The organism is Staphylococcus piscifermentans, from assembly GCF_900186985.1.
Taxonomy (GTDB): domain Bacteria; phylum Bacillota; class Bacilli; order Staphylococcales; family Staphylococcaceae; genus Staphylococcus; species Staphylococcus piscifermentans.
Genome location: NZ_LT906447.1, coordinates 1,442,567 through 1,458,831, shown reverse-complemented (window position 1 = coordinate 1,458,831; position 16,265 = coordinate 1,442,567). Strand labels below are relative to the sequence as shown.

19 protein-coding genes and 1 riboswitch are annotated in these 16,265 nt (G+C 32.2%); all 19 genes read right to left on the bottom strand.

Going from position 1 to position 16,265, the window contains the following annotated elements; translation table 11 throughout:
* Positions 1 to 78 precede the first annotated feature (78 nt).
* A riboswitch (glycine riboswitch) is annotated at positions 79 to 195 on the bottom strand.
* The gene (locus CKV71_RS06815; RefSeq protein ID WP_186824446.1) at positions 173 to 718 is read right to left on the bottom strand and encodes a shikimate kinase; all 546 of its coding nucleotides are present in this window, start codon (positions 716 to 718) and stop codon (positions 173 to 175) included. (Overlaps the previous riboswitch by 23 nt.)
* Positions 719 to 876: 158 nt before the next feature.
* Entirely contained in the window at positions 877 to 1,380 is a 504-nt protein-coding gene (gene comGF, locus CKV71_RS06805) for a competence type IV pilus minor pilin ComGF (RefSeq protein ID WP_095105048.1), read from the bottom strand.
* A 188-nt stretch (positions 1,381 to 1,568) separates the two neighbouring features.
* Complete coding sequence (gene comGD, locus CKV71_RS06800; protein ID WP_231917514.1) at positions 1,569 to 2,024, bottom strand: competence type IV pilus minor pilin ComGD; 456 nt, start codon at positions 2,022 to 2,024, stop codon at positions 1,569 to 1,571.
* Entirely contained in the window at positions 2,002 to 2,328 is a 327-nt protein-coding gene (gene comGC / locus CKV71_RS06795; RefSeq protein WP_095105044.1) for a competence type IV pilus major pilin ComGC, read from the bottom strand. The genes comGD and comGC overlap by 23 nt, the downstream gene beginning before the upstream one ends.
* An 18-nt stretch (positions 2,329 to 2,346) precedes the next feature.
* On the bottom strand, positions 2,347 to 3,420 hold the full coding sequence (comGB, locus tag CKV71_RS06790) for a competence type IV pilus assembly protein ComGB (RefSeq protein WP_095105039.1): 1,074 nt from the start codon (positions 3,418 to 3,420) through the stop codon (positions 2,347 to 2,349).
* A complete protein-coding gene (gene comGA, locus CKV71_RS06785) occupies positions 3,392 to 4,366 on the bottom strand; it encodes a competence type IV pilus ATPase ComGA (RefSeq protein ID WP_095105036.1) in 975 nt (324 codons plus the stop codon). Before comGA ends, comGB begins: the two co-directional genes overlap by 29 nt.
* Before the next feature lie 68 nt (positions 4,367 to 4,434).
* Positions 4,435 to 5,058: an MBL fold metallo-hydrolase gene (locus CKV71_RS06780; RefSeq protein ID WP_095105034.1), complete on the bottom strand. Its 624-nt coding sequence runs from the start codon at positions 5,056 to 5,058 to the stop codon at positions 4,435 to 4,437.
* Positions 5,058 to 5,387 carry an MTH1187 family thiamine-binding protein gene (locus tag CKV71_RS06775; protein WP_095105029.1) on the bottom strand — a complete coding sequence of 110 codons (330 nt, stop codon included), beginning with the start codon at positions 5,385 to 5,387 and terminating at the stop codon, positions 5,058 to 5,060. The genes CKV71_RS06780 and CKV71_RS06775 overlap by 1 nt, the downstream gene beginning before the upstream one ends.
* Positions 5,387 to 6,373, bottom strand: coding sequence for an ROK family glucokinase (locus CKV71_RS06770; RefSeq protein ID WP_095105027.1), 987 nt, complete (start codon positions 6,371 to 6,373; stop codon positions 5,387 to 5,389). Before CKV71_RS06770 ends, CKV71_RS06775 begins: the two co-directional genes overlap by 1 nt.
* Positions 6,373 to 6,573 (bottom strand): YqgQ family protein, encoded by a 201-nt coding sequence (locus tag CKV71_RS06765; RefSeq protein WP_095107267.1) that lies wholly within the window; start codon positions 6,571 to 6,573, stop codon positions 6,373 to 6,375. The genes CKV71_RS06770 and CKV71_RS06765 overlap by 1 nt, the downstream gene beginning before the upstream one ends.
* On the bottom strand, positions 6,554 to 8,014 hold the full coding sequence (locus CKV71_RS06760) for a rhomboid family protein (RefSeq protein WP_095105025.1): 1,461 nt from the start codon (positions 8,012 to 8,014) through the stop codon (positions 6,554 to 6,556). The genes CKV71_RS06765 and CKV71_RS06760 overlap by 20 nt, the downstream gene beginning before the upstream one ends.
* A 16-nt stretch (positions 8,015 to 8,030) precedes the next feature.
* On the bottom strand, positions 8,031 to 8,573 hold the full coding sequence (locus CKV71_RS06755) for a 5-formyltetrahydrofolate cyclo-ligase (protein ID WP_095105023.1): 543 nt from the start codon (positions 8,571 to 8,573) through the stop codon (positions 8,031 to 8,033).
* A gap of 201 nt (positions 8,574 to 8,774) precedes the next feature.
* Entirely contained in the window at positions 8,775 to 10,826 is a 2,052-nt protein-coding gene (locus CKV71_RS06750; protein ID WP_095105019.1) for a peptidoglycan D,D-transpeptidase FtsI family protein, read from the bottom strand.
* A gap of 205 nt (positions 10,827 to 11,031) precedes the next feature.
* On the bottom strand, positions 11,032 to 11,637 hold the full coding sequence (locus CKV71_RS06745; RefSeq protein WP_095105014.1) for a superoxide dismutase: 606 nt from the start codon (positions 11,635 to 11,637) through the stop codon (positions 11,032 to 11,034).
* Positions 11,638 to 11,840: 203 nt separating this feature from the next.
* A complete protein-coding gene (locus CKV71_RS06740; protein ID WP_095105012.1) occupies positions 11,841 to 12,248 on the bottom strand; it encodes a Fur family transcriptional regulator in 408 nt (135 codons plus the stop codon).
* Position 12,249: 1 nt separating this feature from the next.
* Positions 12,250 to 13,098 (bottom strand): metal ABC transporter permease, encoded by an 849-nt coding sequence (locus CKV71_RS06735; protein WP_095105010.1) that lies wholly within the window; start codon positions 13,096 to 13,098, stop codon positions 12,250 to 12,252.
* A complete protein-coding gene (locus tag CKV71_RS06730) occupies positions 13,098 to 13,868 on the bottom strand; it encodes a metal ABC transporter ATP-binding protein (protein ID WP_095105007.1) in 771 nt (256 codons plus the stop codon). The genes CKV71_RS06735 and CKV71_RS06730 overlap by 1 nt, the downstream gene beginning before the upstream one ends.
* 138 nt (positions 13,869 to 14,006) lie before the next feature.
* The gene (locus CKV71_RS06725; RefSeq protein ID WP_095105005.1) at positions 14,007 to 14,897 is read right to left on the bottom strand and encodes a deoxyribonuclease IV; all 891 of its coding nucleotides are present in this window, start codon (positions 14,895 to 14,897) and stop codon (positions 14,007 to 14,009) included.
* 17 nt (positions 14,898 to 14,914) lie between these two features.
* Positions 14,915 to 16,255, bottom strand: coding sequence for a DEAD/DEAH box helicase (locus CKV71_RS06720; RefSeq protein WP_095105003.1), 1,341 nt, complete (start codon positions 16,253 to 16,255; stop codon positions 14,915 to 14,917).
* Positions 16,256 to 16,265 lie beyond the last annotated feature (10 nt).

The following is a 16,265-nucleotide window of genomic DNA, read 5'->3' as shown; positions in this document are numbered from 1 at the left end:
TAACCTCCTAATATGTGATTAAATATTAAAAACAGGATAGCAAATAAAATTGCTACCCTGTAGTTACCTTCAGGAACGCGTCCCAGTATTATCCTTTTGCCTGAGAGATTCGAACAATATCTTGCCCCTTCGGCGATAAATTCTGATAATTCATTAAATAATTTAACAAAATTTATACTCTCCAATACTGATCATCCGCATTTAAAATATTCATCAAATTTTGATACAAAATATCAACTTCTATATTTGTATCTATTCTGCTGAATGCGATTTCATTATATCGTGAAAGTCTTGATAAATACAACCTTTTTAAATCATCAAATGCTTTATTATTAGCATTTGGTCGATTGCTATCATTTTTAATTCGCTCGTATATAACTTCGATATCAGTATCTAACCAAAAAATATTATTTAATTTAGATAAAGTATTCATAGATGTTACACTTTCGACGATTCCTCCACCTGTCGATATTATATCGTATTTTTCCAAAGAGTCGATTAAATATTTACTTTCAAGTTCACGAAATTTTAGTTCGCCTTCTTCTGCAAATATTTCCGGGATGCTCTTATTTGTTTCTTTCTCTATGATTTTATCTAAATCAGCAAAAGTTTTATTTTCTTTATGCGCTATATATTCCGCTAAAGTTGTTTTGCCTGTCCCCATGAAACCGACTAATATTACTGGTGCTGTTTTGCTAATTTCCTTTTTCACTTGCATCATCCTTAATATAAAGACTTGTTAACTGTTCGGTATAATACATATTTAAATTGTGTATTGTCTTTAATTTTAATCCAAATTGGATGTTATAGGAAGTGATGATTAAAATGAATAACATAAATACAATTGTAGTGAAAGGAAGCATATATGCGTGTGTCTTATATAATAAGTATTTTCTTATATTGCCGATTATTTTCAAATAAAGTTAAGTCCACCTTGATATATTTATTATTGATTTTTGTGAGTTTAAAGTCCTTTATATTTTGGATAAGAGTGATATTACCTTTTCCGTCTACTGTCTTATAAATCTTTTCCTTTGTAAAAGTGAAATTAATGAGCCGTGCTTTTTTCTTAGCGATTAAGTGATTATTATCAATTTCAATATTTTTAATCGAAACTTCATTAAGTTCTCTTGTTATATCTTGAGAAAAAAATTCAAAGTTTATAAGAGCTGTATCGTTTATTTGATTGTTAAGTGCATTGACAGATTTAAATAATGGAGGAATTAAACTAAGTGCCAAACAGAAAATTGAAAATGCAAGGAGAGTTTCTATTAAAGTAAAAGCAAAGAACTTATTATTTTTGGATACATTGTTTTTTACCAATTTCTGAATCAATAATACATATTTCTTTATAATCGCTTTTAATATTATAATGCTCAATTTCCACTCCTTGAGTTAATTCTTTAGTTTTAAAACGATGTATTGCAGTTATCAATATTCTATTCATTTCTGCAATATGAATTTCATTTCTAAATTGTTGGTGTTGATTTATGGTAAAAGGTAAAAATAGTAATATCAATGTCAATATGAGTCCAAAAGAAGTTAGTGCATCTAATAGAAAAGATGCTTTAAACTTTTTGTTTTTCAATTCTTAAACTGCCTTTCTCAATATGAAAAATAAACCTGAATAAAGTTTGGTCAAATTTAATATAAATTGAACCAAAACGATTGAGTTGGCCTTCTTTATCAATCGTAACAATATCCATATTATTGCTATCTTTTATTATTCCATTTTCTAGTTGGATAGTATTAATTTTATTTCTCTCTTCTACTACTTTTACTTCTTTAGATCCTCGATTGAATATTATTGTAATACTATTTTGGTCCTTAATTGCCTTTGATTTTAAATATATAATTTGTGATGCTAGGTTTTTGGCTTTAGCTTCACTTTGAATTTTAGTGTATTGGGCCTGATTTTGAGCTGATAAACTTAAAAATGTAAATAAACTTATTAGTGAAAGAACTAAAAGGGTTTCTAGCATAGTAAAAGCTTCAATTTTTCTAGCTAATAGAAGCTTCACCATTTTTTATAGTAATGCTTTCTCCGGATTTACATTTCTTTTGCCCTTCTTTTAAATATCCTTGAGTAACGAGATCATCAACTGAATCTGGTTTTCGATTATTTTTTAAAGTATAAGCTTCAATTTGACTATTTACCATTTTTTGTTGTGCTTCGCATCCGGTTGCTTGCACATGTTCAGATTGCTTTGCGATATTAGGAATGATTAGAATCAAGAGTACACTGATTACTAAAAGTACAAGTAACATTTCTAAAAGCGTAAAAGCCTTAATATTTCGTTTTTTTATTTTTAAATAAATATTTTTCATAAAATTGTTCCTTTCAGTTTATTTAATAGATTGCATCATATCAAACATAGGCAGCATAATTACAAGATATAAAGATACAATTAAAAGACCAAGAAGTAAGAAAATAACGGGTTGTATCAACCTGATTTGTTTGTTCATTTTTGTTTCGATTTGACTTAATAATATTTGTGTATAGATAGTCAATTCTACTTCTAGTTTTCCGCTTTTCTCGCCCTGCTCTATGAATTGGATTAAATCATTTTCAAAGCAGCCTATACTTTTGAAAATTTCTGGCAAGCTCAGGCCTTTTTGAATATGGTCAATTGTGTAATTGCCGATATAGTTAAGAAATAAATCGACATTTTGTTCTGTGTAAATTTTTGAAATTTGTTGCAATACAATACCGTTTCGAAAAAATAAAGAAAGTTCATTTGCAACTTGATACGTTTTAAAGAGTTTAAAATATTTGCTTACAATTGGTATTTTTAAAATGAATTTCAATCGCTGTTTGATTGTTAGTTTTCTATAAACTAAATATGCGAATATGCTCATAATAGAAATAAGGACGAGGAGAGATAAAATAATAAGTGGGAAATGTTGAATGAGGTTGTTTAAAAATCTTAACGTCGGAGATAAGTGAATGTCCATTGTAGAATATATTTGTTGGAATTCGGGGAGTATAAAATGATTAATTCCGAACAGCATCATCATAAAGACCATGATTAATATGAGAGGATATTGGATAGTCTTAATTAATTTTTGTTTGGTCTCATTTTTTCTATTAAGAAATTCATAAGCGTCCTTTAAATTTTCAGTAAGTTGTCCATATTTTTCAGAGAAATAGATTTGCATAATAATAGTTCGGGGAAAGTTGAGAAATTTCAGTATTGAGTAGCAAGATGCGCCGTTTTTAATAAGATGGATAATTTCTTTAGCAGTCTCCTTTTGTTTATATTGAATATGCATATTTAAAAAGGTGAAACATTCTATTAATGTAAAACCATGTTCTAAGAGGATATTCAAACGATACAATAAGATTAACTGCTCTTTGGTATTCAGCTTTTTTGAAGGGACCAAGGAATATTTAAGTATATCTTTCGAGAATCTCTTCACAGATAACGCCCTCTTCACTCATTTGAGTTAATACTTTACTTAATTTCATAAAATGTTTCGGCATTGTGTAATCATGCTTGAAAAAATACTGTATATCCGACTGATACATCGTTTCATAAGCGAGTTCGCGGTTGCCGTATTGATTTGTAACTAAACGCTGATTTGAAATTAACGCGATAGATTGTTGGGCTTCCTGCGGTGTCACACCCATTTCTAATAATCTTAATAATGCGCCTTCGCAATCATTAGAATGTAAAGTGGATAAAACCAAATGTCCGCTTAAAGCAGCATGGATTACGCATTTAGCTATCTGAGCATCTCTGATTTCACCAATAAGAATGATATCTGGATCGCAACGTAAGATAGCTTTGAAAGAGCTCTCATAATTAATACCCGCCTTTTCATTAACCGAAATTTGGGTGATACCAGTAATTCTTTTTTCCACAGGATCTTCGACTGTTATAATATTTAAATTCAAATGCTCTTGAGCAAAAGCAACCATTTCATACATCATCGTGCTTTTACCTGAACCAGTTGGCCCTGTAAAAAGTATGAGCCCTTGTTTCTTATTCATAAGATGATAGAAATTTTTAGGGCCTGCCATTTTAGAATCTTGGGAATAATACTGCGGTGAAAGACGTATTACACAGCTTTCCATACCTAAGGAAAGCGGTAAAGTCGATATCCGCAAATTATATAAAGTTTGATGCTTAAAAGTTGTTTGGCCGCTTTGAGCTTGATGATAATTTGAAACATCGAGTCCTGCTTGAAATTTCATAAAGGTAAGCAATTTTGAATAATTTAGAATCTCAATTTTATCGTAATTAATCAAATCATCATTGACTCTGAATTTAATCGAGACTTCCTTTTCAAGCGGTATAAAATGGATATCTGATACGTTCTTAGCGATTGCATCTTTCAAAATTTGGTCTAAAAGTTTTTTCATAAAAAATCACCTCCTACAATAATAAACGTAGAAGGTGAGGAAATTTCTTTTATTTTATGAAATTTATTTTACCCATGAAGATATGGATTTAATTGTTCACCATTGACAGTTGTTGAAGAACCGTGTCCTGGATATAACGGTAAGTCGCCTTCAATTTCAAAAATTTTGTCTTGAATTGAATCAACTAAAGTTTCATAATCACCGCGGTATAAATCTGTTCGACCAATACCGTTGTTGAATAATGTATCGCCTACAACAGCGAAATCATTAAATACATAAGTTAAACTGCCAGGTGAATGTCCTGGTGTATGCAATACTTTTACATCGAAACCGCCGATGTTATGCGTACCCTCTTTTAATGATTGAGGTTTCGCCGAACTCTTAACGGGTTCCAATCCATATTGTTGGAATTTTGATGACCCATTTTTACTTGTGTCAGTTAAGAAATCAAATTCTTCTTCATGTAAATACACAGGCACATCATATTCATTTAATACTTCGTCCAAAGCACCAATATGATCAAAATGGGCATGTGTTAAAATAATTGCTTTTAAGGGTTTATCGATTGATTTAAGCTTGTCTATGATTTTTTTGCCATCACTTGATGGATCTACTAGTAAAACACTATTTTCATCCTCAATAAAATAAGTATTGGTATCAGCAATACCAAGTGTTAAAGATGAAATATTCATTATTGATCACCACTCATTTTGTCTAATTGTTTTTGAACAGATACCAATTTGTCGTTCATTTTGCGAGATTTATCACGACGGTCATCTATTCTTATATTAGTACATACCCTTTCTAATCCTTTATCAAAAGGTAATTCATGAATAGCTTGAACAACTTTGAATAAATCTTCTAAATCACCTTCAATAAGTGTATTCATAGGTGTTAATTGATAATCAATCAAGCCTTGTTCCTTAAATTCTTTTAGCTTAGTTTGAATCTCAGCGATATATTTACTGACGCTAGGTCCTTCTGTTCCAACAGGAATTACTACTACATCTACTATTGCCATTATTCAACTCTCTCCTCATCTATCACGTAAGTTTTTATTAAACCAGCTGCACCTGCAATCCCTGCATCGTTACCTAGTTGAGCTTTCACTATTTCAGTTCCATTTTGAGCTGGAGTAAATGTCAAATTACGATACTCTGTTTTAATGTTCTCTATTAAAATATCTCCTGCTTCGGACATGCCGCCACCCAAAATGATGTATTTCGGATTACTCATTACACTAATAATACTGCAAGCATATGCAATATAGTTTGCCACTCTTTCTGTTATGAACAAACAGAATAAATCTCCTTTTTTAGAGGCGTCAAAAACATCTTTGGCTGTCACACGATCTTCTTTAATAAGTTCTAAAATAGAAGATTTAATCGTTAATTTAGGATGGTAAAATTTGACCAAATTAACTACACCAGTGGCCGAAGCAACTGTTTCTAAACAGCCGTATTTTCCACAATTACAAGCAAATCTTTGATCGAAATCTACTCTGAAATGACCAATTTCTGCGCCAGAACCATTATGGCCATGAACAAGTTTACCATTAGAAATAATGCCGCCGCCTACTCCTGTACCTAAAGTTATAGCCACAACATCATCTGCGTCATGACCTGCGCCTTTGTGTTTTTCGCCTAAAGCTGCTGCATTAGCATCATTATCTACAAATACTGGAAAGCTGACATATTGAGAAAAGATTTCTCTAATATTTACGTCGCCTGGCCAGTTAAGGTTGACTGCCCCATGAACTACTCCCGTTTCAAAATCAACAGGTCCGGGGACGCCCAGTCCTAATCCTATTACATCTTCTAATTTAAGATTAAGTTCAGTTAACTTTTGTACAAAAGCACTATAGACTGATTTAAGCAGAACGACTCCTGTCGGATCACTGATATCTGTTTGTATTGACCACTTCGCCAGTCTGTCTAGATGTTTATCAAAAATCCCTAACTTGCATGTTGTACCGCCAACATCCGCTGCCAATATTAAATTTTTCATTACTTACTCATCCTTCTTTGATTGATAATTAGAATACACTTAATAAACGTGTCTTTGGATATGAGCTGATATTCATGAAGCTCCCTTATTTCTTGCTCCATCATTTCTAGCATATCTTGTTTATCTTTAAAATAAATTATAAAACCAAATTGCTTTAATAATTGCTGCACATCATAAAAACTATTTATCTGCTGATTCATTGTCATGCGTCAACTCTTCTTTAAGATATTTGTATTTTTCATTGTGCGGGTGATTTTTATAAGCGATTTTAATATGCTTCAAAGCAGATTTTTTATCACCTAATGAACGATTTGCAATAGCTAATTCATAATGCAAAATGCCAGATTCAGGATAATATTTGAGTCCACGTTCCCATGTGGAAATGCCTTCTGCTTTAGAATCTTTAGTTGCTTTAATCAGGCCACTTAAATAATATGTCTCATCATCTTCATAACCTTTATTTATAGTGTGTTCTACAAGTTGCGATGCTTTATTATAATTCCCTTCATTCATTTCATCTCTTATTAACTTATCATAAATATTATCTTCTTTGATAGTTAAAGTTCTTATAAGTAGGAGAATTGTCAATATCACCATTATTCCAAGTGAAATCCAAAAATATTTGCGATTTACTTTATAATAATAACCTATAAATGTAATTAAAATTCCACCAATAAAACCGCCAATATGGGCGAAGATATTCACATTGGAAATAAATAACGAAACTAGCGTTAAAAGTAAAAGCACACCGATGAGTTGAAATAATGTTTTGCGCTCGTATTGTTTGCCAATAAACATCATAGCAAATAGCGCACCAATTAAACCGAAGATTGCACCGCTCGCCCCAACTGAGATAGAAGTGCTATCTATAGCGAGTGAAACAAGGTTTCCAAATACTCCTGAAATCAAATAGATGCCTAGCATCCGCCAATGACCGGCTATTGCTTCTACAAGCTTACCAAAAATAAATAATGAGAGCATATTCATCAGTATATGTTCAAAATTAAAGTGTAAAAACATCGAAGTAATTAATCTGTACCATTCCCCGTGTACCACATTAAAATGCACTAATCCTCCTACATCAATCATCCGGTTATCTGAGAATATATTGAGTATGAGAAACATATAAAGCCAAATTATCACATTTAAAGCGATTAATCCGTATGTTACAGGGGCAAATTTCATCATATATTTTTCTAATGGATTATCACTTAATACTCTTTTTTTATAATAAAGTGAAGTTTTATCATTATTTCGTGAGTAAAGACGAATAAGAAGTGGATTAGGAAATATCTTATTCAAATCTTTCATATTTCTAATCACATTGAACTTCATTTTAATTGGATGTACTTCGTTAAGATTTTCATATGTAAAAATCTTTTCAGTCAAATAGTAAAAATCAACCTCTTTGATTTTAAAACCTGTAAATTCTGATATTTCTTTTTCGTGCTCTTGGACACGACTTTTATCAAAGCGAATTTCCTGAGAGCTATTGACTTCGGTTTTAAAAATAACAATTTTATGTTTTCTTTTATTGCTTAACCATATTTCTGAATCTTCCTTATTTCTGTATGCAATTTCGTAGTTCAAATATCGAATCCAATAATAAATTAATTTCCAAAATTGTTTTTCTATTCTCATGAGGCCTCCAAATAACTTACTTTGTTTTAGCAATAATTAAGCGGTCAACTTTTTCATCATGACTTTCAGTATTGAAATCATTATTTAATTGAATATCATAAATCAAGCTGATAGTAGCTGCTCTATGTTGACTTAAAAATTTATCAAAATAGCCGCCGCCATAACCGATTCGGTAACCATAATTATTAAAGACTACGCCGGGTACTATAATTAAATCTAATTGATCTGTTTTTTCAGTAGGTGCGTTCACATATTTAATCCCTTTTTCATCTACTGCTAGTGTTGATAAATCTGTCAGACGCTGAAAAGTCATTTTCTTTGTAGAATATTCAGTAGCAGGAACGAAAGCTTGTTTATTTTGATTAATAATTTGTTTAATAATCGAATAGGTATCAACTTCATGATTCATTGCTAAGACAATCCCTATTTTTTGAGCATTTTTATATTCTTCTGTCGAAAAGAGTTGCTCAGCCAGCCACTGATCGGCTTTTTCTTTTATACTCTTATTTAAATTTTTCATGTGTTTCAAGGTTTCTTTTCGAAAATCAGACTTCTTCATAATACCCCTACTTTAATTAATAATTTGATATACATATTATAACGTTTCTCAGATTAAGTGTCATTAAAGTTAAAATAGAAAACTTCTCTAGTTATATAAGTATTTGATTACTGCTTATATAAAAAACTCCCTATAAAGTTTTCACTGTTTAAGTGTCTGCTTTATAGGGAGCACCTCATTTAGTCTCTTATTATATATTGCTTATTTTTCTTTTTTATCTTTAAAGTAATAATTGATAACATCTCTACCAAGGTCTCCACCTTGCAACCAAGGTTCTGGAACAGGTTGGTTAGTGTAAACTATAGAGAATGAAAGTTGAGGATCATCTTTTGGAGCATAACCAATATACGTTGAGTTAACTCTCGGCTCTCCATTTTGGAATACCTCAGCGGTACCTGTTTTACCAGCTGAAGGAACTACAGTGTTATGGAAACTTTGATACCCAGTACCTGGAGCTTTATTAAATGCCATGTCGAATCCGTCTTGAACTTCCTTGATTTGGTCAGGCGTGTTATTAACTCTATTTAATACATTGCCTTTTATTTTATGTTTCACAGGTCCTAAATTGTCTTTATTTGTTGCTTTTCTGATTTCTAAGCCGACATGTGGTTGAATACGATATCCATTATTAGCAATGGTTGATACGTATTGAGAAAGTTGGAGCGGTGAATAGGTATCGTATTGTCCTATTGCTAAATCTAAATAATTACCGCTATTGGTATCTAATTTCTCAATTTGTCCTGCTACTTCATTTGGTAAATCAATACCAGTTTTAACGCCTAATCCGACTTGATTTAAACCTTTTCTCAATTTTTGACCTGCATCGGCAATATTATTTGGAAGTGCCATATTATAATGGTATGGATCTTTCGCTAATTTTAAAGCAGTTTTAAACATATAAACGTTTGATGAGTGCATTAATGCTTCTTTATCATTGATTCTTACTTTGCCGTTTTGGTTGAAGTAAGAACGTTTAGTAAGACCCCCTTGGAAATGGAGCGGCTCATCAATCATTTCTTCTCCAACATGGATTGCACCATTTTGATAACCTGCAAGTAAAGTTCCGCCTTTTACAGATGAACCAACTGTATATTGAGATGTGAAGTTACCAATATCATAATCAGTCATTTCGCCATTTGGCTTAATCTTTTTACCTGCCATAGCAAGTACATCGCCATTTTTTGGATCTTGAACAACAATCATTGCTGTATCCATATTTTTAGCGCCTTCGCTACGTAATTTATTAATTTGTTTTTCTAGTGCATCTTCTACCTCTTTTTGTAAATCAACATCAATTGATAATACTAAGTCGTCACCGCGAGAACCAGGATTTATAACTTCTGTATTAGTTATTGCGCCTGATTTATCTGTTGTATATTTCATTTCTTTTTTCTTTCCTCGTAATATACTCTCATATTGATATTCGAGATAAGACTTACCTACACGATCGTTTCTTGAATAGCCTTTTGATAAATAGTAATCAGTTAATTCTTTAGGAATCCCTTCTTCAGTTGTTGATACATCACCGAATAATCCTTTTAACAAATTACCATAAGGATATTTTCGATCCCAATCCATGGACGTATTCACGCCTGGTAATTTTGATAGTTGTTGTGAAACTGCAGCATATTCTTTTTCAGTTACATCTTTGTTTTTAATAGTTTGCGGGTTTAATGTTGATCCGGCCATCATTTCTCTGTAGATTGCTAATACCTGCAAGTCTTTTTTAGTTAATTGTTTAAGTTGTTTTTCTTTAATCTTGTTGTGTAGTTCTTCGTCATACTGATCTTGAGAAATATCGCCATCATTTAACATTTTTTCCTCTTTTTTCATCATATCTGCTGCTTTATTAGGATGTAATTGGATCCAAAAATCTTGTTCGTCTCGCTTAGTTATATGATCAGTATCCATTTTAATCAGTTTTGATAAACGTTTTGCTGTATCTAAGATTTCTTTTTGTGAAGTTTTGCGGCCTCTTGTATATGTAATAGACTTTTTAGAAGCGTTATCTACCAAAATTTTACCATTTCTATCCAGAATTCTTCCTCTTGGTACTGATTCATTGACAGTAATATTTTCATCATTTTTAATGAGTTGCTTATAATGAGAACCTTGTGCAATTTGTAAGTAACCTAACCGTAAAACAATGATTACAAATACTATGACAACTAGACCAAAGAAGAAATTGATTCTCTTATCCATCAGATTTCTAGTTTTTTCATCATTTGATTTTTCTTTTAACCTTTTTAACAAAACAACCTACCTCAATTCAACAGTTCTCTAAACAAATGATATATGAAAACGAAACTTTTTTCTATGATTTGTATTGAATTCCTGTCATAAATTTGTAATTGTGCGTTAAACTGTATGTTATGTAAAATATTGTAAAAGAAAAACAGTAACCGGAATAACCGATTACTGTTTGTGTAGATACTAGTTTAATTTAAATAACCTAGTATTATTTTGTTGCAGCTTCATAAAGTTCGTCAACTTTATTCCAGTTAACAACATTCCAGAATGCATCAATATAATCTGGACGTTTATTTTGATATTTAAGGTAGTAAGCATGTTCCCAAACATCTAAGCCTAAAATAGGAGTTTTGCCTTCTGTAATAGGGTTGTCTTGGTTTGGTGTAGAAACGATTTCTAATTTACCGTTTTTATCTACAACTAGCCATGCCCAACCTGAACCAAATTGTCCAGCAGCTTTTTTAGCAAATTCATCTTTGAATTTATCTAAAGAGCCCCATTCTTCTTTAATTTTATCAATTACAGTACCTTTTTCTTCAGAATTAGGTGTAAGAAGTTGCCAGAATAATGAGTGGTTTAAGTGTCCCCCACCATTATTACGAACTGCAGTTTGGATGTCTGATGGTACGCTGTCTAAATTAGCAACGATTTCTTCGATTGATTTATTTTCTAAATCAGTACCTTCGATTGCTGCATTTAATTTTGTTACATAAGTGTTATGGTGTTTGTCATGATGGATTTCCATTGTTTCTTTGTCGATATATGGTTCCAATGCATCAAACTCGTATGGTAAATTTGGTAATTCAAAAGCCATAAATAATCATCCTCCTAATTTGTTTTCATCTTAACTATATCAAGTCACGAGAAAGCTTACAATTTAAATGCTTGTATTATAAGTTCATCATGACTTTATTATCTCCATCTAATGTTTATCACTTTATAGTGTATTTCAAACATAAAAAAACAAATTCTGAACTGGTAATGCTCAGAATTTGTTAGGATGCGATTATAAAATTATTATTGGCAGTTTTCGCAAATGCCATATACTTCTAATTTATGGGTGTGTATTAAAACCCCTGGCAATTGTGCTTGAATTTCTTCCATCGGACAATAATCAATAATTTTAGTTTCGCCGCATACTTCACAAATAAAGTGATGATGGTGATGATGCGCACATGCGATACGGAATTTCATTTCACCATCTAGCTCTGTATTTTCAATAATCCCAAGATCTTTAAATAAATAAAGATTTCTATAAATTGTATCGAATGAAATACCTGGAAATTTTGAATCCATGCGTTGTTGAATGGCTTTTGCACTTATATACTTATCTTCATGTACAAATATATCAATAATCATTTTTCGTTTATCTGTGTATTTATGACCTTCGTCTTTTAAAATTTTAATAGCGTCAGTCGTATTCATACTAATTAACTCCTTTTTTAACTTTCACACGCAATGTTTGAATTAACATTGTAGCTACTAATATCAATACTAATAAGACTACAATGACACCACCTGGCGATAAGTTGAGATAAAAAGCGATTATTAGGCCGCCGATTACCGAAAGTTCACCTAATATAATACTTAATATAATAAGTTGCTTAAATCCTTTAGTAATTCTCATAGCAATTGCAACAGGAAGTGTCATGAGCGCACTTACTAAGAGTATCCCTACTACACGCATAGATGCTGAAACGACCATTGCAACTATGATTATAAATAAGAACTGTATCCATTTCGGAATACCGATAACTCTGCTATATTCTTCATCAAAAGAAAGAATAAATAATTCTTTATAAAATGAGAAAATAAACACCATTACGATAATAGCTATGACAAGTACTGTGACCATATCACTTAATGAAACAGCACTGATAGAACCAAATAGCAAGCCTACCAATTCTTGATTAAATCCATCTGCTAAGGATATGAAGATTGCACTCAAACCTATACCTGCACTCATAATAATTGGTATAGCGATTTCTTGGTAATTTTTATAAGAAGTACGCAATTTTTCAATTAATAATGCGCCCACTACTGCAAAAAGTATACCACCCCACATAGGGTTGATAGAAGCAAAAATCGGTGACAGAGTGGTAAGCAGCATTCCGAATGAGATACCGCCTAAAGTTACGTGACTTAAGGCGTCCGCAATTAGCGATAATCTACGAACCACAATAAAGGCGCCTATAAAGGGTGCGATAAACCCGATAAGTATCCCACTGATAAGAGAGTACCTCATAAAATCAAAGTTTAATAATGCATCAATCATTAGTTACAGCACTCCCTTTCGTGTTGATGGTCCACAAATTTAATAGGATAGCCATAAATCTTAGAAATCTCAACTTGATCTAATGATTTAAATTCTTTTGCAGAACCGTGGAAATGTAAATGTTTATTTAAACATGCAACTTGTGTCGCTGTATCAACCACAACTCCGATATCATGTGTAACTAAAATTATGGTTACACCCTCTTGCTTCAATTGTTCTAAAGTTTCATAAAACTCACTTACATGCTTTGCATCGATGCCATTAGTCGGTTCATCTAGTATGAGGACAGACGGATTTGAAATAAGCGCACGGGCAATTAACACACGCTGCTGCTGTCCCCCTGATAATTCAGCGATATTTTTATGAAGCAGAAATTCGATGTTCAAGCGTTTCAATATATCTTTGACCTTCTGCACATCTTTCTTATTAAACCATTGAAATAAGTGCTTTTTTTTAGTTAGACCACTTAGAACTACCTCTTTAACACTAGCTGGGAATCCAGCGTTAAAAGCAGAAGCTTTTTGAGAAACATAACTGATTTTTAAATCAGAAGCTTTTCTTTGATATTTAATACCATCTATGTACATCTCGCCTGTTTGTAGAGGCAATAATCCAAGCATTACTTTAAGTAATGTAGATTTACCTGCGCCATTTGGTCCTACAATCGCTAAGAAGTCACCTTTATAAATTTTAATATTAATGTTTTCTAATACTTGTTTTGTACCAAAATGGTAATTGATGTTTTTTAATTCAAAAACAGGAGTTGTCATGATTTCACCTCGCTACAAATATAACCTTGTTTTCTAATTATGTAAATTGTAATGCTTACGATTAAGAAGATAAAATAAAAGTGGGACGGAAATAATATACATTCAATTTATTTCAACGCCCACTCTAATAACAGCATCTTATTCAGCCATAATGATTTCTTTCATATTAGGATTAAATGTTTGGGATTCTAACATTTCAATTTCATGTTTATAAGGAGGTCGCTTGTTTTTCTTATCTTCACCTACGAACGGTGTCTCTAAGATTTTCGGAATATCTTCGAACACTTCATGATGTACGATGTAGTTTAAAGCATCAAATCCAATATGACCGAAACCAATATTCTCATGACGGTCTTTATGGGCGCCTATTTCATTTTTACTGTCATTTACATGTAACACTTTGATTCTATCTAATCCTATTATTTTATCAAATTCTTCTAAAACAGAATCAAAATCATCTTTAACTTTATAACCAGCATCATGCGTATGACAAGTATCAAAACAAATAGAAAGTCGTTCGTTATGGTTTACTCCATCAATAATTTGTGCTAGTTCTTCGAAGGTTCTGCCGACTTCTGAACCTTTTCCAGCCATAGTTTCTAACGCAATACGCACGTCATTCTCATTTGTTAATACTTCATTAAGTCCTTCGATAATTTTCTTGATTCCTGCTTCTGAACCTGCACCAACATGTGAGCCAGGATGTAAAACAATATCTTTCGCACCAATTGCTTCTGTACGTTCAATTTCTTTTTGCAAAAAGTCTACACCTAACTCAAATACATGCGGCTTTTGTGTATTAGCAATATTAATAATGTAAGGCGCATGAACAACAATATTGGATAAGCCATATTCTTTCATTGCTTCATGTCCAGCTTCGATATTCAAATCTTCAATTGCTTTACGTCGAGTATTTTGAGGAGCGCCTGTGTATATCATAAATGTCTTTTCATTTAAACGATGTGCTTCTTCTGCAGAGCCTTGTAACATTTTTTTGCCATTCATGGAAACATGAGAACCTATTAACACTTTTATCCACCTTACCCTTATCTATTTTTACGTTGTTCTTTATTTTTGCGTTTGCTGTATTGCTTACGCTCTTGACGTTTTAAATTTTCTAATTCTTTTTTAAACTTTTTCTTGTAACCTGGTTTAACTTTTTTCTTGTTGCCACGTTTAATTTTACGCTTAACTTGAGTTGTTAAATGATCATCTTTGTTTTGACGCGTTTTTCGAGTGTTATGTGCTTTGATAGGTACGATTTCGCCATTTTTAATATCTACATCTTCAAAATGATAGCCTTTTTCTTCGATGTCATTTATCAGTTCTTCTTCATCTGGCGTGAACAACGTGAAAGCTTCCCCTTTGTATTGACCTCTACCAGTTCGTCCTACACGGTGGGTAAAGAAATCAATATCTTTAGGCACATCAAAATTAATGACATGACTCACTCCTTCAATATCGATACCTCTTGACGCTAAATCACTTGCAATTACATATTGGAAATCTAAATTTCTAATACGTTTCATTTGCTGCTTACGTTCACGCGGGGATAATCCACCATGAATCATACCGATTTTCAATCCATCGGCTGTAAGTTCTTCTGCTAGCTCATCTGCATTTTCTCTGCTGTTGCAAAAAATAATACATAAATAAGGATTTAATATTTTTATTAAGGACTTAGTTTTATCAACTTTCGCCGCACCTTTTGTTGGTATTAGGTAAAAGTCAATATTTTTCTTATTTTGCGTCTTATTATCGACTTCAATTAATTCTGGTTGATTCAAGTATTTATTTAAAAACGGATGTAATGATTTAGGTATCGTTGCACTGAATACTGCGATATTCGCATTGTCTTCTAATCGAGCAGCAATATGGTCCACATCTTCGATTAATCCTAAATCAATCATTAAGTCAGCTTCATCAACAACTAAGTAGTTTGCTAAATGTGTATGCAAAGTACCATCTTTAGATAAATCGTTAATTCTAGTCGGTGTGCCAATTACAAGTTGCGGTTGTATATTGCAACGCTGTTTATCTCTTTCAAAGTCAGTACCGCCGATAAACAAAGAAACTTTGACATCCTTTTTAAATTCGGCTAAATGCTGTGCCGCGTTATTAAGCTGTTGAGCCAATTCTCTTGTTGGTGCAACTACAATCGCTTGAGGTTCTTGGATAGATGGATCAATACTTTGCATTAATGGTAAAAGAAATGCATGTGATTTACCTGTACCGGTTTGAGATTGTCCGATAATACTTGTCCCTTTTAAAATTTTGGGAATAACTCTTTGTTGGATTTCAGTTGGCTGATTAAAATTTAAATCAGAGACTGCTTCTATAAGCTGATCATCTAAATCAAATTGTTCAAATGGATGTTGTTTGGCCATTTTAAAATCC

Coding starts and splice junctions, on each gene's coding strand:
- CKV71_RS06815 (WP_186824446.1), bottom strand. CDS start 718: ATGCAAGTGAAAAAGGAAATTAGCAAAACAGCACCAGTAATATTAGTC.
- comGD (WP_231917514.1), bottom strand. CDS start 2,024: ATGGTGAAGCTTCTATTAGCTAGAAAAATTGAAGCTTTTACTATGCTA.
- comGC (WP_095105044.1), bottom strand. CDS start 2,328: ATGAAAAATATTTATTTAAAAATAAAAAAACGAAATATTAAGGCTTTT.
- comGA (WP_095105036.1), bottom strand. CDS start 4,366: ATGAAAAAACTTTTAGACCAAATTTTGAAAGATGCAATCGCTAAGAAC.
- CKV71_RS06780 (WP_095105034.1), bottom strand. CDS start 5,058: ATGAATATTTCATCTTTAACACTTGGTATTGCTGATACCAATACTTAT.
- CKV71_RS06775 (WP_095105029.1), bottom strand. CDS start 5,387: ATGGCAATAGTAGATGTAGTAGTAATTCCTGTTGGAACAGAAGGACCT.
- CKV71_RS06770 (WP_095105027.1), bottom strand. CDS start 6,373: ATGAAAAATTTAATATTGGCAGCGGATGTTGGCGGTACAACATGCAAG.
- CKV71_RS06765 (WP_095107267.1), bottom strand. CDS start 6,573: ATGAATCAGCAGATAAATAGTTTTTATGATGTGCAGCAATTATTAAAG.
- CKV71_RS06760 (WP_095105025.1), bottom strand. CDS start 8,014: ATGAGAATAGAAAAACAATTTTGGAAATTAATTTATTATTGGATTCGA.
- CKV71_RS06755 (WP_095105023.1), bottom strand. CDS start 8,573: ATGAAGAAGTCTGATTTTCGAAAAGAAACCTTGAAACACATGAAAAAT.
- CKV71_RS06745 (WP_095105014.1), bottom strand. CDS start 11,637: ATGGCTTTTGAATTACCAAATTTACCATACGAGTTTGATGCATTGGAA.
- CKV71_RS06740 (WP_095105012.1), bottom strand. CDS start 12,248: ATGAATACGACTGACGCTATTAAAATTTTAAAAGACGAAGGTCATAAA.
- CKV71_RS06735 (WP_095105010.1), bottom strand. CDS start 13,098: ATGATTGATGCATTATTAAACTTTGATTTTATGAGGTACTCTCTTATC.
- CKV71_RS06730 (WP_095105007.1), bottom strand. CDS start 13,868: ATGACAACTCCTGTTTTTGAATTAAAAAACATCAATTACCATTTTGGT.
- CKV71_RS06720 (WP_095105003.1), bottom strand. CDS start 16,255: ATGGCCAAACAACATCCATTTGAACAATTTGATTTAGATGATCAGCTT.